Consider the following 24,390-nt stretch of genomic DNA (forward strand, 5'->3'; position numbering starts at 1 on the left):
CCTCAGGCCGACAGCACCAGGCCGCTCGTCGGCACCCCCGTGCCGGCGGTGACGAGCACGTGGTGCGCGTCGGCCACAGGGTTGACCGAGGTGCCGCGGATCTGCCGCACGCCCTCGGCGATGCCGTTCATGCCGTGGATGTAGGCCTCGCCGAGCTGGCCGCCGTGGGTGTTCAGCGGCAGCCGGCCGCCCACCTCGATCGCGCCGTCCTTGACGAAGTCCTTCGCCTCGCCGCGGCCGCAGAAGCCGAGCTCCTCCAGCTGCATGAGGACGTACGGCGTGAAGTGGTCGTAGAGGATCGCCATCGGCATGTCGCCCGGCGTGAGCCCCGACTGGCGCCACAGCTCGCGGCCGACGACGCCCATCTCGGGGATGCCGATGTCGTCGCGGTAGTAGGACGTCATCACGAACTGGTCGCGGCCGCTCCCCTGCGCCGCAGCGGCGATGTACGCCGGCCGCTGCTTCAGGTCGCGGGCACGCTCGGCCGAGGTGACGACCAGCGCCACGGCTCCGTCGCTCTCCTGGCAGCAGTCGAGCAGGTGGAGCGGGTCGACGATCATCCGCGAGGCCTGGTGGTCCTCGAGCGTGATCGGCTTGCCGTGGAAGAACGCGTTGGGGTTGTTCGCGGCGTGCCGCCGGTCCGCGACCGCGACCCGGCCGAAGTCCTCGGACGTGGCGCCGTACTCGTGCATGTAGCGCCGCGCCTGCATCGCGACCGTCGCTGCCGGCGTGCCGAGGCCCATCGGGTAGGTCCAGGCGTTGTCGAGGCCGTTGGTGTTGACCTGCGTGGCCGCGGCGACCGAGAACTGACCGAACCGCGACTCCGAGCGCTCGTTGAAGCCGCGGTAGGCGACGACCACGTCCGCGACCCCGGTCGCGACCGCCATCGCGGCCTGCTGCACCGTGGCGCAGGCGGCTCCGCCGCCGTAGTTGATCCGGCTGAAGAACCGCAGCTCGTCGATCCCCAGCTCGCGGGCCAGGGCGATCTCCGAGGACGTGTCCATGGTGAAGGTGGTCAGCCCGTCGACGTCGGCGACCGTCAGCCCGCAGTCGGCGAGCGCGTGCTGGACGGCCTCGACCGAGAGCTGCAGCTCGGAGCGGCCCGACTCCTTGGAGAACTCCGTCGCGCCGATGCCGGCGATCGCGGCGCGGCCGCTCAGTCGGTCGTCAGCCATCGCAGCGCACCTTCACCGTGCCGGTGACGTGGTCGCCGAGCGAGACCCGTCCGACGACGTCGATCGTCGCGATTCCGTCCGCGATCTCGCCGACCGTGCCGCTGAACGTCAGCGTGTCGTAGGGGTGCGCCGGTGCCCCCAGCCGGATCGCGATGCCCGCGAGCTCGCAGTCGTGCCCGAGCCAGTCGGCGACGTACTTCTCCACCAGGCCGTTGCTGGTCAGGATGTTCATGAAGATGTCCTTGGACCCGGCCGCCTGCGCGACGTCCCGGTCGTGGTGGACGTCCTGCCAGTCCCGGGTCGCGATCGCGGTGCTCACGATGGTCGTCGGCGTCATCGGCAGGCTCCACTCCGGGATCTGCTGGCCGGTCTCGATGGTCCTCATCGCCCCTCCTCGACGTGCCAGATCGGCATCGCCAGGTCGTCGTCGACGCGGTTGAAGTCGACCCGCAGCCTGGTCCCGATGGCGACCATCTCGGCGACGCCGTCGCCGACCACCTCTCCGATCATCCGCACGCCCTCGTCGAGGTCGATCAGCGCGATCACGATCGGCAGCTCCTTGCCCGGGACCGGCGGGTGCCGGTGCACGACGTAGGAGAAGACCGTGCCGAGCCCGGACGCCACGACGTAGCCGCGGTCCAGGGCGCCGCACTCCGGGCAGGCCGGGCCGGGCGGGTGCCGCAGCACCCCGCAGGCGTTGCAGGACTGGATGCGGAGCTCGCCCTTCAGGGTGCCTTCCCAGAAGTACGCCGAGTCGCGGTTGACCATCGGCCGGATCGCGGCGGTCATGCGCGTTCCCTCGGGATGAACTTGAGCACCCGGAACAGCATGGTCGCGACCTTCTCCTCGCCGACGTACCAGGTGTTGCGCGAGGTCACGAAGTAGCCGACGCCCATCGCGGTGTTCTTCGGGCCGGCGACCGCGTGCAGCGCGGAGGTGACCCGGACGTGCTCGCCGACCCGCAGGTAGCGCTCGTAGGTCTGCTCGCAGTTGGTCCCGAGGACGGCGGTGAAGCCCTCGCGGGTCAGCACCTCCATCATCTTGCTCAGCGGGTCGTCGTCCGGCCGCCGCCGGCCGAGGCCGGGCATCGTCCACACCTGCGCCATCGACGGCGGGGCCTCGCCGTTGCGGAACCGCTCGTTGTCGTAGTCCATCGCGTCCAGCCAGGTGCCGATCGTCGGCTGGTTGACCGGGTAAGGAGCCAGCGACTCCGACGCCTCGCCGAGCGCCTCGAGCCGCTCGGCCTCCGCCATGATCCGCTCGTGCACGTCGGCGGCCACGAGGTCCTGCGTCGTGCTCATCGCGGCACCCTCGGCAGCCCGAGCCCGAACATCGCGATCAGCTCGCGCTGCACCTCCTGCACGCCGCCGCCGAAGGTCAGCACCAGGTTCCGCTTCGCCTGGGCGTCCAGGTAGTCGATCAGGTCCTTCGTTGGCGGGTCGGCGGGATCGCCGTACCGGTGGATGAGCGAGATCAGGTCGGCGAGCAGGTGCTGGACCTGGTCGGACGCGAACACCTTGGTCGCCGACGCGTCGGCCACCTCGACCTCGCCCGCGGCCGCCTGGCGCGCGACCTGCCAGTTCAGGAGCTCGTTGACGCGGAAGACCGCGGTGGCCTTGCCGAGCAGCTCGGCGACGTCGGGCTCGTTGCGTACGCCGGCGGTCTCCGCCCAGGTCGCGACCCGGTCGCGCAGGCCCTCGATCCGGCCGGCCGGGCCGAGCATGACCCGCTCGTGGTTGAGCTGGGTGGTGATCAGCCGCCAGCCCTGGTTCTCCTCGCCGACGAGCATGTCGGCCGGCACCCGGACGTCGTTGTAGTAGGTCGCGTTGACGTGGTGCGAGCCGTCGGCGGTGATGATGGGCGTCCAGCTGTACCCCGGGTCGCGGGTGTCGACGATGAGGATCGAGATGCCCTTGTGCTTGGGCGCGTCGGGGTCGGTCCGGACCGCGAGCCAGACGTAGTCGGCCTGGTGGCCGCCGGTGGTCCACATCTTCTGCCCGTTGACGACGAACTCGTCGCCGTCCCGCCGGGCCGTGGTGCGCAGCGACGCGAGATCGGTCCCGGCGTCGGGCTCGGAGTAGCCGATCGCGAAGTGCACGTCGCCGGCGAGGATCCGCGGGAGGAACATCTCCTTCTGCTTCTGCGAGCCGTAGCGGATCAGCGTCGGGCCGACGGTCTGCAGCGTGACGGACGGCAGGTGCACGTCGGCGTACTGCGCCTCGTTGGCGAAGATCGTCTGCTCGACCTCGCCGAGGCCGTGGCCGCCGAACTCCTCGGGCCAGCCGACGCCCATCCAGCCGTCGCTCCCGAGCTGCTTGATCAGGCGCTCGTAGGACGGGCCGTGCCGGTCCCAGGCACCCTCGACCGGGTCGGGGTCGTCGAGGTGCCCGAACTCCTCGGACAGGCCGGCGAAGTAGCCGCGCAGCCGGTCCTTGAGCGCGCGCTGGTCCTCGGACAGCTCGAGGTTCTTCTCGTCCGCGGCCTCGACCGGCACGTCGGCGCCGTTGGTGTCGAGCGCGTGCGCGAGGTCGGTGCCCCACGTCGTGAAGCCGACCAGGGGGTAGGTGACGTCGACGCCCATGCCGCCGTGCAGGTGGTGGCAGGTGCGGAGGGCGTACGGCGCCACGCGGCTCGCCCAGTAGCCGGCCACCGCGAGGTCGGACGTCGCCGGGAGACCGGCGGACACCCGGGCCACGGCGTTGTCGGCGGCGAGGTCGAGCGTGCGTGAGGCGACGTAGACGTCGGCCATCTGCAGGCTGACGGCCTGGAACTCGGCGAGGGAGCGTCCGAACTGGCGCCGTCCCTTGACGTAGACGGCGGTGAGGTCGCGCGCACCCGCCAGGACGCCCGCCGCCGTGACGGCGAGGCCCCCGGCGGCGACCTGGCGCAGGTAGGCCGCCGCACCGTCGCCGAGCAGCTCGGCCGACGCGCCGTCCAGCACGACGGTGTGCTGGGGGACCTCGCTCGACGCGGAGGCGGCGAGCAGCGTGACGCCGGGATCGTTCGGGTCGATCAGGGCGACGACCTCGCGGTCGCCGTCGCGCGCGGTCACGAGCAGCCGGGCCGCGGTCTCTGCGTAGGTCACCCCCGTCTTGCGGCCGGTCACGGCGCCGTCGGCGAAGGTCGTGGTCGTACCGTGGGGGTCGTGCAGTGCCGGCGTGAGGACCGTCTCCCCCGAAGCCACGGCGGCCAGCAGGCCGGAGCGCTGGGCCTCGCTCCCGTGCGCGGCGAGCGTGAGCGCGCCGCAGCAGAGCGTCTCCCAGGCAGGTACCCGCGCCGCGGCACGACCAGCCTCGCGCAGCAGGACGGCGACCTCGGGCAGGCCGAGCCCGTCGCCGCCGTGCTCCTCGGGGACCGGCAGCGCGGTGAGGCCCGCTCCCGCCCACGCGGACCAGTCGCCGGCCCGGTCCTCGCGGCCGAGCAGGTCGGTCACGACGGAGCGGACGGCCTCGAGGGACTCGCTCTGTGCCACAGCATCCACGAGCAGAACTGTAACGTGTTCTAGTATGCGGCGCATGGGGGTCCTGCCGCTCGACGTCGTCCGGAACCGGATCGACGTCCCGGACGTGCCGATCCCCGAGGGCCGGATGGTCGACCTGCCCGGGCGGGGCGGGTCGACGTACGTCACGGACACGGCAGGGCCGAGCCCGGACTCTCCGACGGTCGTGCTGCTGCACGCGCTCGGCTGCACCGGGCTGCTGACGTGGTTCCCGGCGATCGAGCCGCTGTCCGAGCGGTTCCGGGTGGTCACCCTCGACCTGCGCTGGCACGGCCAGGGCATCCGGAGCGAGGAGTTCTCGCTCGTGGACTGCGCGGACGACGTGGCGGCCCTGATCGGCCTGCTAGGGCTCGAGGACGTGATCGTGGCCGGCTACTCGATGGGCTCGATCGTCGCCCAGCGCGTGTGGCGGCAGCACCCCGACTGCCTCCAGGGGCTGGTGCTCGCGGCGTCGACGGACCGCTTCCAGCGCACGCCGTACGAGCGCTTCTTCTTCGCGGGCATGGGCGCGACGATGCTCGCGACCCGGGAGCTCTCGCGGTCCCGCTCAGCCGTCCGCGCCGCGCGGGCCGCTGCCGAGCGGGTCGACCTCGAGCCGACGGACATCCAGGCCTGGGCGCTGCGGGAGTTCCGCTCGACCAGCCCGTGGGCGGTCGGCCAGGCGCTCGCCGCGCTCGGCCGGCACCACTCGCGGCCCTGGCTGGGTCGGATCGACGTGCCGACGGCTGTCGTCGTGAACACGCGGGACCGGGTGGTCCCGACGGCGCGCCAGTACGCCCTGGCCCGCGCCATCCCCGGCGCGACCGTGCACGAGGTCGAGGACGGGCACGCCGCCTGCGTGCTCGGCGCCGAGCGGTTCGTCCCCGGCTTCCTCGAGGCCGTCGCCACCGTCAACGCCCGCCGCCGCGACCTCCGCCGCCGTTGAATCGAAGGTCTCTCGGGGTTGAATCAAAGCCCCGTCGCCGTTGAATCGATGATCGGTCGAGGTTGAATCGAAGATCGGTTGACGGTGAATCGAAGATCCGTGCGGCGCGCTCGCACCGATCGTCGACTCACCCCGTACAGACCATCGATTCGACCACGACAGACCTTCGAATCAACTGCTAGCGACCTTCGATTCAACCTGCTTCCGGAGGCGCTCGAGCTCCTTCGGGAAGTGGCGGACGAGGGCGTCGGCGTCGGGTACCGACTCGCGGCAGGCGATGGCGCCGATGTGCACCTCGCCGGCGTTGGACATCACCGTGATGTTGAGGCCGGCGCCGTGGAAGACGGGTCCGAGGGGGTAGAGAGCGGCGATCCGGGCGCCCATGAAGTAGAGCGGCATCGGCGGGCCGGGCACGTTGGAGATCACCAGGTTGTGGACCACGGGGTGCTTCTCGGCGAGCCGCAGGTTGGCGTAGGTGCGCACCGCGAGCCCGAAGGTGCGCGGCGCGGCGAACTCCGCCCAGTCCTGGAGCGTGTCGGCGTCGATCGCCTTGTGGTGCTCCTTGGCGTTCCGGTTGCGCTCGGCGAGCATCTGCAGCCGCTCCAGCGGGTGCTCGATGTCGGTGCCCAGCTTGGTGAACAGCGCCGAGACCTTGTTGGCCCCGCCCTCCCGCTGGGAGGACTCGCGGACGCTCACCGGCACCGTCGCCAGCAGCGAGGTGGACGGCAGCTCGCCGCGCTCCTCGAGGTAGGCGCGCAGAGCACCGCCCGCGAGGGTGAGCACGACGTCGTTGACCGTCGTGCCCGTCGCGCGCTTGATCTCGCGGATCTCGTCGAGGGAGGCGTCGGCAAGGGCGATGGTGCGGTGCCCGGTGATGGTGCCGTTGAACGAGGTCCGCGGAGCCGAGAAGGGCGCCGCCATGGCCGTCCCGGCGCGCGCGCGAGCGATGCTGCGGGTCACGATCTGGGCCGACGGCTTGAGCACCTTCGCGAGCGTGAGGGGCCTCGTCGCCGTACCGATCAGACTCCTGCCGAGCAGCTCCGGATATCCCGGGTCACGTCCGAACCTGGCCTTCGCCTCGCCCATCGGCTCGGCCTCCGGCTCGAGCGAGCAGAGGTGCGAGATCAGGCTCGCGCCCGAGACGCCGTCGACGGTCGCGTGGTGGATCTTCGTGAAGACGACGACCTGCTCGACACCGTCCTCGCCGTCCGGCCGGTAGCCCTCGATCACCCACATCTCCCACAGCGGGCGGGAGCGGTCGAGCGGCAGTGCTGCGAGGTGCGCGCACAGGCTCACCAGCTCGTCGTAACCGCCCGGCGACGGGAGCGCGAGCCGGTGGACGTGCCTCTCGATGTCGAAGCCTTGATCACGCACCCAGATCGGGTGGTCGAGCCGCAGCGGCACACGGCGGAGCTTCCGGGTGAACTCCGGGACGTCTCGCACCTGCCCGTCGAGCGCGCTCTGCAGACGGTCGAAGCTGTACGGCTCGGGCATCGTGCTCGGATCGAGCACCATCACCGCGCAGACGTGCATCAGCTGTGCGGGCGTCTCCAGGTAGAGGAAGCTCGCGTCGAGCCCCGACAGCCGGTCCATACCTGACCTCCTCGGTGGAACAGGTTCCAGTATCGCCCAACGAGGCGGTTAGTCTCACGTCATGGGCTTCGTACGACGGCGCGCGGTCACCGCGGCCCTCACCGCCAACGCGATCCGACCGCTCCCGGGCTTCCGTGCCGGCATCCCGGCGTTCTTCGCCGGCTGGCTGACCGGTGAGCTCGCGCCGCACATCCTCGCGCTCACCACGGCGGACACCGCTGCCCAGCTCGCGCGGGGCCGGCGCGACAAGCTCGGCCTGGCGCTCGCCGCCGGGTCCGCGGTCGGGCTCGGCTACCTGATCGCCCAGAGCCGGGCGGTCGGGAAGGAGGCCGAGGACGCGCTGGTCGAGGGGCTGGGCGTCGACTACATGGAGCAGCTGGAGGCGGAGCCGACCCCGGCTGCCGTCGCGACGCAGTGGCGCAGCCTGGTCAACCCCTTCGCCATGCGCCGCGCGGGCAAGCGCGCCGGCGTGAGGGTCCACCACAACATCGAGTTCGCGCCGTACGGCAAGCGCGGCATGCTCGACGTCTACGCCTCGGACGCCACCCCGGCCGAGGGCGCACCGGTGCTGCTCCAGGTGCACGGCGGCGCCTGGGTGATCGGCACCAAGGACCAGCAGGGCATCCCGCTGATGCAGCACCTCGCCACCCGCGGCTGGGTCTGCGTCGCGATCAACTACCGGCTCGCGCCGCGTGATCCCTGGCCCGCCCAGATCACCGACGTCAAGGCGGCGATCGCCTGGATCAAGGAGCACATCCACGAGTACGGCGGCCACCCGTCGTACCTCGCGATCACCGGCGGCTCCGCCGGCGGCCACCTGAGCGCCCTCGCGGCCCTCACGCCGAACGACCCCGCGTTCCAGGAGGGGTTCGAGGACGCGGACACCACGGTCCAGGTCGCGGTCCCCCACTACGGGGTCTACGACCTCGCAGGGGTCACCGGCATCCGCAACGTCGCCCTCATGCGCGACAAGTTCATGGGGCCGCGCGTGATGAGGAAGCGGTACGCGGACGCGCCGGACGTCTACGAGGCGGCCTCGCCGATCCTGCGGATCACGCCGGACGCACCGGACTTCTTCGTGCTGCACGGCTCGCACGACACCCTCGTCGGGGTCGGCCAGGCACGCCAGTTCGTGGCCAAGCTGCGCGAGATCTCCAAGCGGACGGTCGTGTACGCCGAGCTCCCTGGCGCCCAGCACGCCTTCGACGTGTTCCCGTCGATCCGCTCCCAGCAGGTCGTCCACGCGATCGAGCGCTACCTCAACCACCACTGGACGACCTGGCGCCGGGAGACCGCCTCAGCGGGGTAGGCCGAGGATCCGCTCGGCGGCAACGTTCCGGAGGATCTGGGTGGTGCCGCCGGCGATGGACAGGCAGCGGGTGTTGAGCATCTCCCAGACGTCGGCGGTCAGGCCCGGCTCGTCGCGGGCCACCTCGCCGACGAGGGCCAGCGCATCGCCCTGGAGCTTCACCACCAGCTCGGAGGAGTCCTGACGGCTGCGTACGCCGAGCAGCTTGGCCACGCTCGACTCCGGGCCGGGTCCGTGGCCGCCGATGGCCCGCATCGTCGTCCGTACGCCGAGCAGCCCGCACACGGTCGCCAGGGCGACCGCGTGCCCGACCGCGACCCGGCCGACCGGCCCGAGGTCGCCGGTGGAGGCCAGGTCGACCGCCCGCTCGACGCTCTTCCCCAGCCGCGCGCCGGCCATCGCGACGCGCTCGTTGGCGAGGGTGGTCCGCGCCAGCCGCCAGCCGTCGCCGGGCTCGGCGACCACGCACTCGTCGGGCACGAACACCTCGTCGAGGAAGACCTCGTTGAACAGCGTCTCGCCGGTGATCTCGCGCAGCGGCCGCACCTCGATGCCGGCGGTGCGCATCTCGACGAGGAAGTAGGTGATCCCCTTGTGCTGCGGCACGTCCGGGTCGGTCCGCGCGAGGCAGATCGCCCAGTCCGCGCGCTCGGCCACCGACGTCCACACCTTCTGCCCGGTCAGCGACCAGCCGCCGTCGACCCGCTCGGCGCGGGTCCGCAGCGAGGCCAGGTCGGAGCCGGCGCCCGGCTCGGAGAACAGCTGGCACCAGGTGATCTCGCCGAGGAGGGACGGGCGCACGAACCGCTCCCGCTGCTCGTCGGTCCCGTGCTGCAGGATCGTCGGCACCGCCCAGCCCGCGATCACCAGGTCCGGACGCTCGACCTCGGCCCGCGCCAGCTCCTGGTCGATGACGACCTGGGTCACCGGGTCCGCGCCCAGGCCGTACGGCGCGGGCCAGTGCGGCGTCAGGTACCCGTCCTCGACCAGCTCCGCGCGGCGCTCGCCCTCCGGCAGCGCCGCGACCCGCTCGGCCTCGGCCCGGATGTCGGGCCGGATCGGCTCGTCCAGGCCGTCGAGGTCGAGGTCCACGCGTCGTCGTACGCCGGACGTCGCCGCCGCCGTGATCCGCTCCGCGGCGTCGTCGGCGGAGCCGACCAGGGCCCGCAGCGACAGCCCGCGGCGCAGGTAGAGGTGCGCGTCGTGCTCGTAGGTGAAGCCGATCCCGCCCAGCACCTGGACGCAGCCCTTGGCGACCTCCACGGCTCCGTCGAAGCAGGTCGCGAGCGCCACGTCGACCGCGAACGCCCACTGCTCGTCGTCGCCGGCATCGGCCGCGACCGCGGCGTCCCAGGCCGCGGCGGTCACCGCCTCGCAGGTCTCCAGCATCTCGGCGCACAGGTGCTTGACCGCCTGGAAGGACCCGATCCGGGCTCCGAACTGCTCGCGCACCTTCGCGTACTCCACCGCGGTGTCCAGGCACCACCGCGCGACGCCGGAGGCCTCCGCGGCCGCCAACGTGATCGCCGTACGACGACCGCGGTCGTCCAGCCCGTCGCCCTCGCCCGCCGCGCCGTGCCGGGTGCTGAGGTCGAGACCCGTCCCGGTGCCCCCGTCCCACACGACCCCGCCCGGGAACACCTGCACCGCGTGCCGGCCCGGCGTGCCACTGACGAGGGAGCCCACGGCAGCGCCGAGCAGCCCGCCCGGCACCAGCTCGTAGGCACAGGCCTCCAGGGCGATCGACTGGTCGACCACCGTCCCGCCCCCGCCGCCGGCCGACTCCGGCACCGCGATCGCGTGCACGCCCATCTCCTCGACGGCACCCCACACGTCGTCGAAGCGCGCGCCGGGGTCCTCCGCCGCGGCCCGGACGGCCTCGATCGCACCCAGGCTCGCCGCCCACTTGCGCAGGCTGGCGGCCAGCTCGACCTGGTCGTCGGAAACTGCGATCGACATCGGGCTCCTCGGTGGTCGGTCGAACTAGAACACGTTCCAGTTTACTAGAGTCGGGGCGTGCCCGACACCTCGTCCGACCGGATTCCGTCCGACCTGCTCCAGCACGCCCTCGACGCCAAGGGCTTCATGCCCCCCGAGGAGGGCGAGCTCCTGCACCGCGTGGCCCGCGAGCGGCTCCCCCACGGGCCGGCGCTCGAGGTCGGCACCTACTGCGGCAAGTCCGCGATCTACCTGGGGGCGGCGGCCCGGGAGGTCGGGACGCCCGGCGGCGTCGTGTTCACCGTCGACCACCACCGGGGCTCGGAGGAGAACCAGGCCGGCTGGGAGCACCACGACCCGACCGTGGTGGACCCCGAGCTCGGCCTGATGGACACCCTCGGCGAGTTCCGCAGGAATCTCGCCCGCGCCGGGCTCGAGGACCACGTCGTCGCGGTCGTCGGGCAGTCGGCCACCGTCGCGGCACTCTGGCGCACGCCGCTCAGCCTGCTCTTCATCGACGGCGGGCACGGCGAGCAGCCCGCTCGCGCCGACTACGAGGGCTGGACACCGCACGTCATGCCGGGCGGCTACCTCGCCATCCACGACGTCTTCCCCGACCCCGCCGACGGTGGCCGGCCGCCCTACGAGCAGATCTACCTGCCGGCGCTCGACAGCGGCCGCTTCGAGGAGGTCGAGGCGGTCGGTTCGATGCGGATCCTCAGACGGGTCAGGAGCTGACGCGGTCGCCCGACGGGCAGTCGCACTCCAGCGCGAGCTCCTCGAAGTGCGGGGCGAGCGAGGTGCCCCGCATGATCCCGGAGCCCGGCGTCGCGTGGCCGTAGGTCTCCCCCAGCGCGTCGACGGCCAGCACCACGGCCGCGGCGGTGTACGTCGTCCGCTCGTCGGGCCAGTGCACGTTGCGGGGCTCGGCACCGGTCGGGCCGTAGACGACCTCGTCGGAGCCGCGCGTCTCGCCGTACACCCAGCCGGTCCAGTACTCGCCGTTCTCCGCGCGCAGGTGCTGCATGTCCCTGACCAGCGTCAGGGCCGTGGCGTGGTCGCCGATCGCGTCCAGCGCCATCGCCAGCTCGCACGTCTCGGCGCCGGTGACCCACGGGTTGGTGTCGACGCAGTGGATCCCGAGGCCGGGCACGACGAACTCGTCCCACCGGGAGCGCAGCAGCTCGCGCGCGTCGTCGCCGCGGACGATGCCACCCAGCACCGGGTAGTACCAGTCCATCGAGAACGTCGACTTGTCGGCGAACAGGTCGCGGTGGTGGCGGATCGCGTGGGCGAGCCGCCCGCCCGCGAGCTCCCACTCCGGCTGCGGGTCGTCGAGCAGGTCGGCGAGCGCGACGCCGGCGCGCAGCGAGTGGTAGATGCTCGAGCAGCCGGTCAGCAGGCAGAAGTCGTCGACCGGCGTCCAGCGGATCCCGCCGAACGCCTCCTGCAGCGACACGACGAAGTCCAGAGCCGCCCGCACCGTCGGCCAGTACCGCTGCACGAAGCCGATGTCCCGCCGCACCAACCAGTGGTGCCAGAGGCCGACCGCGAAGTACGCCGACATGTTGACCTCGCCACGCGCGTCCACGACCTCGCCGCCGACGATCTTCATCGGGAGCGAGCCGTCGGCACGCTGGATCGTCGGGATCCACGCGTAGGCGCGCTCGGCGGCGGTCACCTGGCCGCCGACCAGCATCGCCATCGCGGCCTCGACGTGGTTCCAGACGTCGGTGTGCTCGCCGACGGTCCACGGCACGGAGCCGCAGTCCTCCTGCATCGCCGCGATCGACGCCGCGGTCTCGGCGACCTGCTCCGCGGTGAGCAGCCCGTCGACGTACGGCAGCTTCGCGAGCGCGATCTCGCTCTCAGTCATGCACCGGCCCCGGCTTGCGGAAGTAGAGGACCATGCTCTTCCCGATGAGCGGGTCGAGCACCTTGCCGGCGAGCTTGAGGACGGTGGGCTGCTTCATGATCTCCCACACGAGCAGCTGGTGGTACGCCTTCGCGAGCGGGTGCTCGTCGTTCTCGACGCCGACCGCGCACTTGATCCACCAGTACGGCGAGTGCAGCCCGTGCGCGTAGTCCTTGCCCATGAAGACCATCGCGTCACCCGGCGTGCCGTCGTTGGACCGGCCGCCCTTCGTGACCTTGTCGATGAGCTCGTGGTCGGTGTAGATGCGGATGTGCCCGCCCTCGGCGTTGTGGTAGTCGTCGGAGAGCCTCCAGTTGACGACCTCGGGCAGCCAGCGGGGCACCGAGATCGCCAGGGTGCCGCCGGGTCGCAGCACCCGGATCAGCTCCCGGATCGCGTCGACGTCGGCGTGGATGTGCTCGAGCACCTCGGCCGCGACGATCCGGTCGAATTCCCCGTCGGCGAAGGGCAGCGCGAGGGCGTCGCCCTGCTTGACGTCCGCCTCGGCGCCCACGGGCACCTCGCCGGCCTGCTCCATCGCGACGAAGAGGTCGCGGACCCGCTCGAGCTCCTCGGCGTCCATGTCGAACGCGATCACGTCCGCGCCGCGGCGGTACATCTCGAAGCTGTGCCGGCCCGCGCCGGCGCCCATGTCGAGCACCCGGTCGCCGGGCCGCAGGCCCAGGCGGTCGAAGTCAACGGTCAGCATTCCTCAGTCTCCTCGGTGGTTGAGGTGCGCGCTTGCGCGCCTCGAAACTCGGCGATGACGTCCTCGAGGACCTCGGCGGTCCGCGCGGCGACGGCGCTCCAGCTGAAGAGCTCCTTGACCCGTCGGCGGCCGGCAGCGCCCATCCGGGCGCGCCGCTCGGGGTCGTCGAGAAGGGCGGCCATGGCGGTCGTCAGCGCTCCGACGTCACCCGGCTCGACCACGTCGGCGCAGAGACCGTCGGGGCCGACGACCTCCGGGATGGCACCGGCGCGCGACACCACGAGCGGGGTCTCGCAGGCCATCAGCTCGGCGGTCGGCAGCGAGAAGCCCTCGTAGAGGGACGGCACGCAGGCCAGCTCCGCCGAGCCCATCAGCGCGACCAGCTCGTCGTCGGTCAGGCCGTTGGCGAACCGCACCTTCCCGGCGATGCCGAGCCGGTTGATGAGCTTCTCGGTGACGCCGCCCTCCTTGGGCTTGGTCACCAGGACCAGCTCGAGGTCGCGCTCGGTGAGCAGCTTGGCGAACGACTCCAGCAGGATGTGGATGCCCTTGAGCGGCGCGTCGGCGCTCGCCATGGCGAGGATCCGTCCGGGGACGCGAGGCTCGGTCGGCGGCGCGAACCGGTCGTCGACGCCGAGCAGGATCGTCTCGATCCGGTCGCCGTCGACCTCGAACTCGCGGACCACGTCGCGCTTGGAGGACTCCGACGGCACGATCACCCGGCGCAGCCGCGGAGCGGTGCGCTTCTGCTCGGCCAGGAACGAGTACCAGCGCCAGACGCCGATCTTGGGCAGCTCGACCCGCCAGCGCGAGCCGGCCTTCCGCCGTACCCAGGGCGCGGTCTCGAGCTCGATCGCGCGGTCCATCGTGATCGGGTGGTGGATCGTGGCCGCGAGCGGCAGGCCGGCGTCCTCGACCTCGAGCAGGGACGACGCGAGGGTCTGGTTGTCGAAGACGATGTCGAAGTCGTCGCGGCGGTCGCGCAGCAGCTTGAGGACCCGCTTGCCGAAGGTCAGCGGCTCCGGGAAGGCGCCGCTGCGCATCAGCAGCCACTCCTGCAGGTCGACCAGGTCGCGGAACTCCCCCGGCGCCGGGTTGCGGAACTCGTCGCCCGGCCGGTAGAGGTCCAGGCTAGGAACCTTGGTCAGCGTGACGCCCTCGTCGAGCTCGGGGTAGGGCTGGCCGGAGAAGACCTCGACGGTGTGGCCGAGCGCCACGAGCTCGCGCGTGAGCCGGCGGATGTAGATGCCCTGGCCGCCGACGTGCGGCTTGCTGCGGTAGGACAGCATCGCGATCCGCATGCTCGACCCTTCTCTCTGCTCACGGGCGCGCGCCCGACCGGGCCGACGACACGAATTGGAACGTGTTTCTATCACGCGCTACCTGTCGGTAGCCTAACGGCCAGCACCGAACCAATGCCGAAGCCAAGGCAGCAGCCGAACGCGCACCGGGATCCGAGGAGACGTCGTGACCACCGCCAACCAGCTCAGCGAGAGCACCGCGGGCACCGCGGACAACGGCTCGAGCGCGCAGCGCGACCGCCGGAAGCGGATCCTCGACGCGACCTACGCCCTCGCCAAGGAGGGCGGCTTCGACGCCGTCCAGATGCGCGCGGTCGCCGAGAAGGCCGAGGTCGCCCTCGGCACGCTCTACCGCTACTTCCCGTCCAAGATCCACCTGCTCGTCTCCGCGCTCGACCAGCAGTTCGTCGAGGCCGCGCAGCGCCTCAACGCGCGTGAGATCCCCGGCGACACCAGCGCCGACCGGGTGCTCTACGTGCTCAAGCGGCTCACCCGCGGCATGCAGGGCGACCCGAAGCTCACCGAGGCGCTGACCCGGGCGTTCATGTTCGCCGACAGCAGCGTCTCCGAGGGCATTCACTCGGTGGGCATGTCGATGACCGCGATCGTGACGCACGCGATGCACGGCGGCCCGGTGGACGAGTCCACGATCACCGACGAGCAGATCGCCATCGCCCGCGTGATCGGCGACGTCTGGCTCTCGGCCCTCGTCGGCTGGGTCACCGGCCGCTCCAAGGCCGAGGAGACCGCGGCCCACATGGACACCGCGGTGCACCTGATCCTGCGCGACTGACCTCGACCGGTCGCCCCCAGCAGCCCGGCCCATCAGCTCGGCTTCTGCGCCTTCCCGATCGCGGCCTCGACGACGGAGTTGAACCGCGAGCCGTTCGGCCAGCCGTCGTAGTGGCACGCGAGGATCACCAGCTCGCGCAGCTGCTCGGCGGTGAGCTCCTCGTTGGCGAGCGCGGCGGGCACCTGGATGCCGAGCACGTCGTCGGCGCGCTGGCCGACCAGCATCCCGATGAGGAACAGCCGGCGGTCGCGGTCGGAGAGGCCCGGCCGCTGCCAGATGTCGCCGAACAGGTGCTCCACGGTGTAGCCGAAGAAGTCCCCCTCGCCGTCGGACATCTCGAAGCCGTAGACCTGCTCCATCTTCTCCAGGCCCCTGCGCCGCACCTCCGGCAGGTCGTCGAACTTGCCCTGGTCACTCAAGGCCCAGCCCCTCTCCCAGTCGTGGCAGCGCCTCGCGCGCCAGTGGTACGTCGACGCCGAGCTCGTCGGCGAGTGAGATCGCCAGCGCCAGGTCCTTCTCCCCCAGCGCCCGCACGTGGTCGAACACGCCGCGCCAGAAGTCGCCCTCCGGGATCGGCGCGGTCGTGTCGCGGTACATGATCGCGCCCGGCCCTCCGGTGACGGCGTCGGTGTGGCGCACGACCTCGCCCAGCGCGACCAGGTCCAGACCGGCGGCCTCGGCGAGGCGCTGCGCCTCGGTGACCGCGGTGAAGGACACGAAGTGGATCAGGTTGCGCGCCAGCTTCATCCGCGTGCCGGCGCCCAGGTCGCCCGCGTGGACGACCTTCGAGCCCATCGCCTCCAGTGCTGGGCGGGCCGCGGCGAACGCGTCCTCCGGCCCCCCGACCATGATCGCGAGAGAGCCGTCGGCAGCGCCCATCGGCCCACCGCTGACGGGGGCGTCGAGCACCGACAGCCCGCGGGCGGCCAGGTCGGCCGGGGTCGCGGGGGCGACCGTGGAGTGGATGACGAGGACGGTCCCCGGATCGACGTCCTCGGCAACGGCGCGCACCTGCTCGTCGTCGCGCACCATCACGCAGAGCACGTCGACCTCGCGCGCGAGGTCCGCGACCGACGCGGCCGGCTTGCCGCCCGCCGCCGCCAGCTCGGCGACCGGCTCGGGCGCGACGTCGTACACCCAGAGCTCGATGTCGTCGGCAGCGGCGAGCCGCAGCGCCATCGGCTTCCCGATGTTGCCGAGGCCGACGAACCCTGCCCTCATCATGTTCATCAGAGCCGGAAGGTCTGGCCGCCGTCGACCGCCAGGATCTGGCCGGTCACCCACGCCGACTCCTCGGACAGCAGGAACAGGCAGGCGCCGACCATGTCCTCGACCTTGCCCATCCGCTTGAGCGCGAGGTTCTTGACCATCTCCTTGGCCGCGTCGCCGGCCTGGGTCCGGGTCGCCTCGGTGTCGGTCGGTCCCGGCGCGATGGCGTTGACCCGGATGCCCATGCCGCCCAGCTCGTGTGCGAGCTGCTGGGTGAGGCCGTTGATGCCGACCTTGGCGAGACCGTAGAAGCCCGAGTAGAGGTAGGCGCCGGTGCTCGACTGGTTGACGATCGCGCCACCGCCGCGCTTCTGCATCGAGGGGTACACGGCACGGGTCATCACCAGCGCGCCGTCCATGTTCACGCCCATGAACTTCTTGTAGTAGTCCCAGTCGACGCTGATCAGCAGGTCGAACTGCATGCTGCCGTAGATCGCGGCGTTGTTGACCAGGCCGTCGATCCCGCCGTACGCCGCCTCGACCTGCTCGACCAGGGCGGCCGCCGACTCCGCGGAGGACACGTCGCAGCTCACGAACATCGCGCTGCCCCCGTCGGACGCGATCTGCTTCGCGACCTGCTCCCCCGCCTCGGCGTTGACGTCCGCGACGACGACGTTGGCCCCTTCCGCCGCGAGGGCCCTGGCATAGGCCTCCCCGATGCCTTGGGCCGCGCCCGTGACGACGACGGTCTTGTCCTTGAATCTCACTTCATGCCTCTCATCTGCTTGCTGATCGGGCTTCGAGACGCCGGCTCACGCCGGGAACGCCAGCGTCTTGGTCTCCAGGTACTCCTCGAACCCGGCGACGCCCATCTCCCGGCCGAGGCCGGACTGCTTGTAGCCGCCGAACGGTGCGTCGGGGCTGAACCACACGCCGCCGTTGACGGCGAGGGTCCCGGTCCGGATCCGCTTGGCGACGGCCTTGGCGCGACCGAGGTCGCCGGAGTCGACGGAGCCGGAGAGGCCGTAGGCCGAGTCGTTGGCGATCCGGACCGCGTCGTCGTCGCCGTCGTGCGGGATGACCACGAGGACCGGCCCGAAGATCTCCTCCTGCGCGAGCGTCGAGGAGTTGTCGAGGCCGGCGACGACGGTGGGCTCGACCCAGAAGCCCGGCTGGTCGATCACCTTGCCGCCGGTGACGATCCGGCCGCCCTCCTCCTCCGCGAGCCGCAGGTAGCCCTCGACCCGGTCGCGCTGGGCCTGCGAGATCACCGGTCCGCAGATCGCGCCGGGGTCCGCGGGGTCCTTGGCGCCGATCGACTCCATGGTCGCGGCGGCGGTGGCGACGGCCTCGTCGTACTTCTCCCGCGGGACGACGAGGCGCGTGGTGATCGCGCAGCCCTGGCCGGCGTGGATGCAGGCCGCGAAGGCGGTGGCGCCGGCGGCCGCGTTGACGTCGGCGTCGTCGAGCACGATCGCGGCGGACTTGCCGCCGAGCTCGAGGAAGACCTTCTTCAGGGTCGGGGCCGCGGCGGCCATGATCGCCCGGCCGGTCGCCGTCGACCCGGTGAAGGACACCATGTCGACCCGTGGGTCGGTGGTGAGCTTCGCGGCGACCTCGTTGGCCCGCGGCGTCACGACGTTGAAGACGCCGGCCGGGATGTCGGTGTGCTCGGCGACGAACCGGCCGAGCTCGCAGGCGACCCAGGGGGTGTCCGGCGCGGGCTTGAGCACCACCGTGCAGCCGGCCGCGAGCGCCGGGCCGACCTTGGCGAGGTTGATCTGGTTGGGCACGTTCCACGGGGTGATCGCGGCGACCACGCCGATCGGCTCGCGCAGCACCGTCCGCCGGGACGGGATCCCCATCGGGCTGGCCTCGCCGAGGTCGGTCTCCCACTCGTAGGACTCCAGCAGGTCGGTCACCCACCTCAGCCCGTCGACCGGCACGTCGAAGCCGGCCGCGCCCATCATGAAGCCCGGCATGCCGACCTCCGCGGTCGTCAGCGCACGGAACTCGTCGGCGTGGTCGAGCAGCGCCTGGTGCAGCTGCCGGAGGCAGCGGACCCGGAGGGCGACGTCGGTCGACCAGTCGCTCTCGTCGAAGGCCCGGCGGGCGGCGGCGATCGCGGCATCGACGTCGTCGGCGGTGCTGTCGGGCGCAAGCCCGATCACCTCCCCGGTGGCCGGGTTGAGGATCTCGTACGTCGCCCCGTCGCTCGCGCCGGTCAGCTTGCCGTCGACGAGCTGCTGGGCCGGCGGGTTCGTGAGCGTGCTCATGCCGATCCCTTCCGGGCCGGGGCCTGCGTCACGTGGTCGCCGCGCTCCACGGGCGGCGGCCAGACCGTCGAGGGCAGCTCGTCGTAGTGGTAGTGGCCGGGGACGTCGTGCCCGGTGACCGCCATCCTCTTGAGCAGCGTCTCCGGCGCCTTCCCGGCCTCGATGATCTGCAGGAACGTGTGCGCGGTCGACGGCATGTCGAACCAGTCGCGCTGCCAGTCGATCTTCACCTGCCCCGCATCGGGGCCGTCGAGCACTCGCTTCAGGCCGAACCAGGAGCCGCCGAGCCCGAGGATCTCGTACTCGCCGAGCGTAGGGTCCTGGTCGTCCTTGAGAATGCCCGAGCGCTGCTTCCAGAAGCCGATGACCATCGCCTTCCGGTCGTCGATGACGGTGCACACGTAGTCGTAGTGCCAGCCGTCGAGCCCGTCCATCTCGATGCCGATCGCCCAGTCCCGGATCTGGTCGCGGCCGACGGCCATGAAGTGCTCGTCGGGTGAGTACATCCAGCCGTAGGTCGCGTCCTCGGCGTACCACTCGGCCATCGGCCGCCAGTCGCCGCTCGCCTCGGCCTTGCGGTTGACGTCGAGCCAGGAGTCCCAGAACTCCTCGATCTCGGCCCGGGACAGGTCGCTCATGCTCGGTCCTCTTCTTCGATGGAGAGTGCGAATGCGGGGCAGTACTTGACGGCCGTCTGCACGTCGGCACGCAACGACGCGTCCGGGTGCTCGTCGAGCACGACGACCGTGTCGGCGTCGTCGTCGAAGCCGAAGACGGTGGGGGCCTCGCCCTGGCAGAGCTGGTGGCCCTGGCAGATGCCGGTGTCGGCGACGACCTTGAAGCTCATCGCGAACGCCGCCGGTACGTGACGCGGCAGGGCTGCTCGAGCTGGATCACCATCTTGGTGAAGTCGTCGCGGTAGGAGTCGAGCGGCTGCGCCGGCTCGAACTCGAAGTCGCGCAGGATCACCGAGAAGATCGCCTTCATCTGCATCATCGCGAAGGCGTTGCCCACGCAGCGGTGCTTCCCGGCGCCGAACGGGATCCAGGTCCAGCGGTTCTGCAGGTCCTCCTGGCGCGGGTCGACGTAGCGGCCGGGGTCGAACTCGTCGGCCTTCGGGAAGTCGGCCTCGATCCGGTTCGACACCCGCGGCGACGCCGCGATCACCGTGCCCTGGGGCAGGGTCCGGCCGAGCAGCTCGAAGTCCTGCTGGACCAGGCGCATCAGGATGATCAGCGGCGGGTGCAGGCGCAGGGTCTCCTTGAGCGCGGACTCCAGCACCGGGATGGCCCGCAGCGCCTGGAAGGACACCTCGGACCCGTCCGCGTACAGCTGGTCGAGCTCGGCGACGACGTCGGCCATGACGTCGGGGTGCCGCATCAGCTCGATCATCGCCCAGCTCGCCGTTCCGGACGAGGTGTGGTGGCCGGCGAACATCATCGAGATGAAGATGCCGGTGACCATGTCGGCGTCGTAACCGACGGCGATGAGGACGTCGAGCAGGTCGCGGTCCTCCTTCGGCGTCTCCCCCTTGGCCACGCGGGCGCTGATGATCGCCTGCACCTTGGCGACCAGCTCCTCCCGGGCCTGGTCCCGCACCCGGAAGCTCTCGATGTCGGCGTACGCGTCGACGTAGGCGATCGCGTCGGTGCCGTGCTCGAGCCGGTGGTAGATCTCGGCGAACGAGCCGTCCAGCTGCTCGCGGAACGGTCGCCCGATGAGGCACGAGGACGTCGTGTAGATCGTCAGCTCGGCGAAGAAGTCGAGCAGGTCGATCTCACCCTCGTCACCCCAGTCGGCGACCATCCGGCGGATCTCGGCCTCGATCGTCTGCGCGTGACCGCGCATCATGTCGCCGCGCAGCGCCTGGTTCTTCAGCATCTGCTGCCGCTCCTCGGGCGAGGCGTCGAAGACGACGCCCTTCCCGAAGATCGGGGTCATGAAGGGGTAGGCCGCCGCTTGGTCCAGCACGTCGTCGGGCGCGCGGAAGAACGCCTCGTTGGCCTCGGCCCCGGTGACCAGCACGACGTCCTTGTCGGCCAACCGGAACCGGCCGACGTCACCGCACTCCTCGCGGACCCGGTGGAACAGCCCGATCGGGTCCACCCGCATCTCGGGCAGGTGCCCGGTGCCACGAATGATCTCCGGCACGCGGGGATCCCGGTCGTCGAGAACCATCGACACCTCAGGTATCGCTGATCGAGTAGCCGCCGAGGAACGAGGCGGCGTATCGAGATCCTTCATCCGTCCTCCACTGGAGCTTCGGGGTTCACGTCGACGGGGCTGATGTGCACGCCTCGCGGCGCGCTGACGACGGTGGTGATGGCGGCCGCGATCGCGTGCGCCTTGAGGAAGTGGGAGTGCCGGGCATGGCCCCACTTGACCCACGAGTTGAGGACGTCGGCCGCTGCGTCCGGGTCCCAGTCCATGCCCATCTCGCTCCAGGTGGGGCCGGGCCGCACCACCGAGGCGCGAACCCCGGTGCCCTCGAGCTCCATCTGCAGCGACCCGACGAGGCCCTCGAGCGCGGACTTGGTGGCGCTGTAGCCGCCCATCATCGGGCGCGGCCGCACGGCGGTGTCGGAGGAGACGAACACGATGTCGCCCCGCCGGCGCTCGACCATGCCGGGCACGAACGCCCGGACCAGCCGGAGCGGACCGACCACGTTGACCTCGAGCTCCTGCCGCAGCCGGTCGGTGTCGGTGTCCAGGAGCGCACCAGGCCCGATCAACGCCGCGTTGCTGACCACCACCTCGACGTCGCCGAGGTCGGCCGCGGCCTTGGCGGCGAACTCGGCCACCGACCCCTCCGAGGCGACGTCGAGCGCGTGGGCGACGGCCTCGCCGCCCTCGGCGCGGATCTCTGCGGCGAGCTCCTCGCAGCGCTCGACCCGGCGGGCACCGAGCGCCACCGGGAACCCGGCGGCGGCGAGCGCCTTGGCGGTCTCCGCGCCGATCCCGGAGGAGGCGCCCGCGACGACGGCGGGCCGCCGGTCGGGCTGGTCGTACCTGCCCATCAGGCGCCCCTCGTCCTGAAGCTGACCGGTAGCTGCGCGAAGCCGCGCACGCTGGTCGAGTGGACCCGTACGGCCCGGTCGGCGTGGACCTCGAAGTCGCTGACCCGTCGCACCAGCTCGTCGAGCACGACCCGCGCCTCCAGCCGCGCGAGGTTGGCGCCCAGGCAGAAGTGCCGGCCCGTGCCGAAGCTCAGGCTCTTGCTCAGCTCGTCCTTGTCCCGATGGAGATCGAAGCGCGTCGGATCGGTGAAGACGCGCTCGTCGCGGTTGGCCGAGCCGAGGAGCACCAGCGCCTTGGCACCGGCCGGGATGGTGCGCCCGTGCAGCTCGACGTCCTCGGCGACGTACCGGGCGAGCATCTGGCTGGACGTGTCATGGCGCAGCGTCTCCTCGACCCAGACGGGCACCCGGTCGGCGTCCGCCATCACCTCGGCCTTCTGGTCCGGCGTCGCGGCGAGGTGGAACAGCGCGTTGCCGAGCAGCTTGGTCGTGGTCTCGTTGCCGGCCACGATCATCAGCAGCAGGAACGCGATGACTTCGTGGTCCTCCAGGCGGTCCCCGTCGACCTCGGCCCGCAGCAGCGCCGAGGTCAGGTCGGCCGACTCCGTCTTCCGGCGCGTAGTGACCAGGTCGGAGAGGTAGCCGAAGATCGCGATCGCGGCCTCCATCCCCGCGGGCGGGACGTCGCGCACGCCGACCTCCCGGTGCACGAGCAGGTCGGCGAGCCGGCGCACCTCGTCCCGGTCGGGCTCGGGCACGCCCATCATCTCGGAGATGACGTCCATCGGGAGCTTGCCGGCGAACTCGGCGATCCAGTCCGCCTCCCCGTCCCTGGCGTCGGCGGCGAAGGTGCGCTCCAGGTAGTGCTCGGTCAGTCGCTGCACCTGCGGTGCCAGCTCACGGACCCGGCGCGGGGTGAACGCCTTGGAGACCAGCTTGCGGATCCGCGACTGCTGGTCGCCGTCGAGCGCGAGGAAGCTCATCACCCGGTGCGCGTCGGCGTTCCACGCGCTCGCGTCGAGGGAGACGCCCATCCGGTTGGAGAACCGGGTGTCGTCACGGAGCACGTCGTAGACGTCGGCGTGCCGGGAGATCACCCAGAGGTCGTCGGCCGCGGCGTGGTGGACGGGGTCCTCGTCGCGCAGCCGGGCGTAGAGCGGATAGGGGTCCTCGTGGAACGCGTAGTCGTAGGGATCGAAGACCGGGGCGGTGGTCGAGGTCGTCATCAGTTCCCCCGCAGGATCACGGCGACGGCGGACTCCAGCCGGTCGGCCATCGCGTCGTAGGTCATCACGCCCATCCCGGCTTGGAGCAGGGCGCCGGAGAACGCCAGGACGAGCACCTCCAGGACGGCCGGGTCGGCCGGCTGGTCGGGGTGGTCGGCGCCGGTCAGTGCCGTCTCGAACCGCGACAGGAACTCACCGCCGATACGCAGCCGGAGCCGCTCCACGTCGGGGTCGCTGCCGAGCAGGGCGGGCGTCACTGCCGCGGCGAGCTCGGGCTCGGCGACGATCCGGTCGACCGTCGCCCGCACCGCCGCCTGGACGCGCTTGGTGGCGTCACCGGATCCCGACGAGTGTGCGCCGGGGTCGTCGGCCAGGTGCCGCCAGAACAGCTCGGCGAACAGGTGGTTCTTGGACGCGAGGTAGGTGTACGCCGTCGCCGGGGACACGCCGGCGCGCTGGGCGACGGTCCGGATCGTCAGCGCCTCGTGGCCGACGGCTCGCAGCTCCTCCAGCCCGGCCGCGAGCAGCCGGTCGACGGTCTCGGCCTGCCGCCGGTTGAGCCCCTGGCGCGGCGCCTCGGACATCTGGCTGGACATGTGTCCACCTTAGCGACGACCGCTGGATACTGCAACAGGTTCTAGTCGGCCAGCGGCACGAGGACGTCCTCGGCGAAGCGCGCCATCCCGTCGAGCTTCTGGTCCAAGCTGCTCCGCAGGCCGGTGTAGAACGCCCAGGGCGCGGTCATCGTGTCGGTCACCCCGATCGACGCCGCCCGGCGGTAGTCGTCGGGCACGATGGCGTCGGCGAGCGCGACGAAGACCGAGAAGTCGCCCGTCGCGCCGATCCGCTCCCGCTCGGCCCGCAGCCGGCCCGCCCACTCCCCCGCCTCGTCGATGCTGAAGATGTCACCGACCCAGCCGTCGTGGCGCGCGGCGCGGGCCAGCCCGACCGGCGAGAGCCCGCCGACGTACACCGGGACCGGCGCGGTCGGCGTCGGCTCCATCGTGAGCCGCGGGGTGCGCCAGAAGTCGCCCTCGAGCTCGGTGACACCCGGCTCCCACAGCCGCGCCATCAGCGCGAGTGCCTCGTCGGTGCGGCGTCCCCGGGTGCCGAACTCCTGCTCCATCACCTCGAACTCCTCGCGGCACCAGCCGATGCCGATGCCGAGCGCCACCCGGTTCCCGGACAGCACGGCGGCGGTGCCGACCGACTTCGCGACCTGGTACGGCGACCGGAGCGCGGCGACGTAGACGGACGTGAAGAACCGCAGCCTCGTGGTGACCGCCGCGAGGTGACCGATCGTCACCCAGGGGTCGGGCCACGGCGAGTCCGGGCGCCAGCGACGGGCGCCGTCCGGCGTGTAGGGGTAGGGCGTGTCGATCTGCTCGATGTCGACGACGTGGTCGGGCAGCGCGAGCGCGTGGTAGCCGAGCTCGTCGGCCGCACGCGCGATCGGCACCAGCTCCTCGGGCGGGAGCCACGCGGTGTTGATCGTGAACCGCATC

The 24,390-nt window shown here is 71.5% G+C and carries 25 protein-coding genes; 4 read left to right on the forward strand and 21 right to left on the reverse strand.

The window, feature by feature from the left end; all coding sequences use genetic code 11:
* Window positions 1–2: 2 nt before the first annotated feature.
* From ABD709_RS19855 to ABD709_RS19875, 5 genes are read right to left on the reverse strand one after another with little or no spacing between them, the layout of a single operon-like run.
* Window positions 3–1,175 carry a lipid-transfer protein gene (locus ABD709_RS19855; RefSeq protein WP_344778734.1) on the reverse strand — a complete coding sequence of 391 codons (1,173 nt, stop codon included), beginning with the start codon at window positions 1,173–1,175 and terminating at the stop codon, window positions 3–5.
* Window positions 1,168–1,560, reverse strand: a complete 393-nt coding sequence (locus ABD709_RS19860) for a MaoC family dehydratase (RefSeq protein ID WP_344778736.1) — start codon at window positions 1,558–1,560, stop codon at window positions 1,168–1,170. Before ABD709_RS19860 ends, ABD709_RS19855 begins: the two co-directional genes overlap by 8 nt.
* Entirely contained in the window at window positions 1,557–1,964 is a 408-nt protein-coding gene (locus ABD709_RS19865; protein ID WP_344778738.1) for a Zn-ribbon domain-containing OB-fold protein, read from the reverse strand. The genes ABD709_RS19860 and ABD709_RS19865 overlap by 4 nt, the downstream gene beginning before the upstream one ends.
* The gene (locus ABD709_RS19870) at window positions 1,961–2,476 is read right to left on the reverse strand and encodes an FAS1-like dehydratase domain-containing protein (protein ID WP_344778740.1); all 516 of its coding nucleotides are present in this window, start codon (window positions 2,474–2,476) and stop codon (window positions 1,961–1,963) included. The genes ABD709_RS19865 and ABD709_RS19870 overlap by 4 nt, the downstream gene beginning before the upstream one ends.
* Window positions 2,473–4,656 carry an acyl-CoA dehydrogenase family protein gene (locus ABD709_RS19875; protein ID WP_344778742.1) on the reverse strand — a complete coding sequence of 728 codons (2,184 nt, stop codon included), beginning with the start codon at window positions 4,654–4,656 and terminating at the stop codon, window positions 2,473–2,475. Before ABD709_RS19875 ends, ABD709_RS19870 begins: the two co-directional genes overlap by 4 nt.
* 34 nt (window positions 4,657–4,690) lie before the next feature.
* Between ABD709_RS19875 and ABD709_RS19880 the strand changes: the two genes are divergently transcribed.
* A complete protein-coding gene (locus ABD709_RS19880) occupies window positions 4,691–5,599 on the forward strand; it encodes an alpha/beta fold hydrolase (protein ID WP_344778744.1) in 909 nt (302 codons plus the stop codon).
* 171 nt (window positions 5,600–5,770) lie between these two features.
* Here the strand turns inward: ABD709_RS19880 and ABD709_RS19885 are convergent, their stop codons facing one another.
* Window positions 5,771–7,192 (reverse strand): WS/DGAT/MGAT family O-acyltransferase, encoded by a 1,422-nt coding sequence (locus ABD709_RS19885; RefSeq protein WP_344778746.1) that lies wholly within the window; start codon window positions 7,190–7,192, stop codon window positions 5,771–5,773.
* A 61-nt stretch (window positions 7,193–7,253) separates the two neighbouring features.
* Here ABD709_RS19885 and ABD709_RS19890 point away from each other — a divergent pair, with 61 nt between their 5' ends.
* Window positions 7,254–8,501: an alpha/beta hydrolase fold domain-containing protein gene (locus ABD709_RS19890; protein WP_344778748.1), complete on the forward strand. Its 1,248-nt coding sequence runs from the start codon at window positions 7,254–7,256 to the stop codon at window positions 8,499–8,501.
* On the opposite strand, the gene ABD709_RS19895 is transcribed toward ABD709_RS19890, so the two are convergent.
* Window positions 8,490–10,460 carry an acyl-CoA dehydrogenase family protein gene (locus tag ABD709_RS19895; protein ID WP_344778750.1) on the reverse strand — a complete coding sequence of 657 codons (1,971 nt, stop codon included), beginning with the start codon at window positions 10,458–10,460 and terminating at the stop codon, window positions 8,490–8,492. The two genes, ABD709_RS19890 and ABD709_RS19895, sit on opposite strands and share 12 nt — an antisense overlap.
* A gap of 57 nt (window positions 10,461–10,517) precedes the next feature.
* Between ABD709_RS19895 and ABD709_RS19900 the strand changes: the two genes are divergently transcribed.
* Window positions 10,518–11,177 (forward strand): class I SAM-dependent methyltransferase, encoded by a 660-nt coding sequence (locus tag ABD709_RS19900; RefSeq protein WP_344778752.1) that lies wholly within the window; start codon window positions 10,518–10,520, stop codon window positions 11,175–11,177.
* Here ABD709_RS19900 and ABD709_RS19905 read toward each other — a convergent pair.
* Genes ABD709_RS19905 through ABD709_RS19915 form a run of 3 tightly spaced genes read right to left on the reverse strand, consistent with a single transcriptional unit; the run spans window position 11,167 to window position 14,364 of the window.
* Window positions 11,167–12,315, reverse strand: a complete 1,149-nt coding sequence (locus ABD709_RS19905; RefSeq protein ID WP_344778754.1) for a prenyltransferase — start codon at window positions 12,313–12,315, stop codon at window positions 11,167–11,169. The two genes, ABD709_RS19900 and ABD709_RS19905, sit on opposite strands and share 11 nt — an antisense overlap.
* Window positions 12,308–13,063: a class I SAM-dependent methyltransferase gene (locus ABD709_RS19910; protein WP_344778756.1), complete on the reverse strand. Its 756-nt coding sequence runs from the start codon at window positions 13,061–13,063 to the stop codon at window positions 12,308–12,310. The genes ABD709_RS19905 and ABD709_RS19910 overlap by 8 nt, the downstream gene beginning before the upstream one ends.
* Entirely contained in the window at window positions 13,057–14,364 is a 1,308-nt protein-coding gene (locus ABD709_RS19915) for a glycosyltransferase family 4 protein (protein WP_344778758.1), read from the reverse strand. The genes ABD709_RS19910 and ABD709_RS19915 overlap by 7 nt, the downstream gene beginning before the upstream one ends.
* Before the next feature lie 166 nt (window positions 14,365–14,530).
* Here ABD709_RS19915 and ABD709_RS19920 point away from each other — a divergent pair, with 166 nt between their 5' ends.
* Entirely contained in the window at window positions 14,531–15,157 is a 627-nt protein-coding gene (locus tag ABD709_RS19920) for a TetR family transcriptional regulator (protein ID WP_344778760.1), read from the forward strand.
* 32 nt (window positions 15,158–15,189) lie between these two features.
* On the opposite strand, the gene ABD709_RS19925 is transcribed toward ABD709_RS19920, so the two are convergent.
* From ABD709_RS19925 to ABD709_RS19975, 11 genes are all read right to left on the reverse strand, one after another.
* Window positions 15,190–15,576, reverse strand: coding sequence for a carboxymuconolactone decarboxylase family protein (locus ABD709_RS19925; RefSeq protein ID WP_344778762.1), 387 nt, complete (start codon window positions 15,574–15,576; stop codon window positions 15,190–15,192).
* Window positions 15,569–16,387: an NAD(P)-dependent oxidoreductase gene (locus ABD709_RS19930; protein WP_344778764.1), complete on the reverse strand. Its 819-nt coding sequence runs from the start codon at window positions 16,385–16,387 to the stop codon at window positions 15,569–15,571. The genes ABD709_RS19925 and ABD709_RS19930 overlap by 8 nt, the downstream gene beginning before the upstream one ends.
* Window positions 16,387–17,133: an SDR family oxidoreductase gene (locus tag ABD709_RS19935; protein ID WP_344778766.1), complete on the reverse strand. Its 747-nt coding sequence runs from the start codon at window positions 17,131–17,133 to the stop codon at window positions 16,387–16,389. The genes ABD709_RS19930 and ABD709_RS19935 overlap by 1 nt, the downstream gene beginning before the upstream one ends.
* 45 nt (window positions 17,134–17,178) lie before the next feature.
* Window positions 17,179–18,642 carry an aldehyde dehydrogenase gene (locus ABD709_RS19940; RefSeq protein ID WP_344778768.1) on the reverse strand — a complete coding sequence of 488 codons (1,464 nt, stop codon included), beginning with the start codon at window positions 18,640–18,642 and terminating at the stop codon, window positions 17,179–17,181.
* The gene (locus tag ABD709_RS19945) at window positions 18,639–19,280 is read right to left on the reverse strand and encodes a nuclear transport factor 2-like protein (RefSeq protein ID WP_344778770.1); all 642 of its coding nucleotides are present in this window, start codon (window positions 19,278–19,280) and stop codon (window positions 18,639–18,641) included. The genes ABD709_RS19940 and ABD709_RS19945 overlap by 4 nt, the downstream gene beginning before the upstream one ends.
* Entirely contained in the window at window positions 19,277–19,489 is a 213-nt protein-coding gene (locus ABD709_RS19950) for a ferredoxin (RefSeq protein ID WP_344778772.1), read from the reverse strand. The genes ABD709_RS19945 and ABD709_RS19950 overlap by 4 nt, the downstream gene beginning before the upstream one ends.
* Window positions 19,486–20,793: a cytochrome P450 gene (locus ABD709_RS19955; RefSeq protein WP_344778774.1), complete on the reverse strand. Its 1,308-nt coding sequence runs from the start codon at window positions 20,791–20,793 to the stop codon at window positions 19,486–19,488. Before ABD709_RS19955 ends, ABD709_RS19950 begins: the two co-directional genes overlap by 4 nt.
* An 89-nt stretch (window positions 20,794–20,882) precedes the next feature.
* Window positions 20,883–21,659 carry an SDR family oxidoreductase gene (locus ABD709_RS19960; protein ID WP_344778776.1) on the reverse strand — a complete coding sequence of 259 codons (777 nt, stop codon included), beginning with the start codon at window positions 21,657–21,659 and terminating at the stop codon, window positions 20,883–20,885.
* On the reverse strand, window positions 21,659–22,885 hold the full coding sequence (locus tag ABD709_RS19965) for a cytochrome P450 (RefSeq protein ID WP_344778778.1): 1,227 nt from the start codon (window positions 22,883–22,885) through the stop codon (window positions 21,659–21,661). Before ABD709_RS19965 ends, ABD709_RS19960 begins: the two co-directional genes overlap by 1 nt.
* Complete coding sequence (locus tag ABD709_RS19970) at window positions 22,885–23,481, reverse strand: TetR/AcrR family transcriptional regulator (RefSeq protein WP_344778780.1); 597 nt, start codon at window positions 23,479–23,481, stop codon at window positions 22,885–22,887. Before ABD709_RS19970 ends, ABD709_RS19965 begins: the two co-directional genes overlap by 1 nt.
* 41 nt (window positions 23,482–23,522) lie before the next feature.
* A complete protein-coding gene (locus ABD709_RS19975) occupies window positions 23,523–24,389 on the reverse strand; it encodes a TIGR03619 family F420-dependent LLM class oxidoreductase (RefSeq protein ID WP_344778810.1) in 867 nt (288 codons plus the stop codon).
* Window position 24,390 lies beyond the last annotated feature (1 nt).

Origin of the sequence: Nocardioides panacisoli (assembly GCF_039537325.1) — a bacterium.
Lineage (GTDB): Bacteria > Actinomycetota > Actinomycetes > Propionibacteriales > Nocardioidaceae > Nocardioides > Nocardioides panacisoli.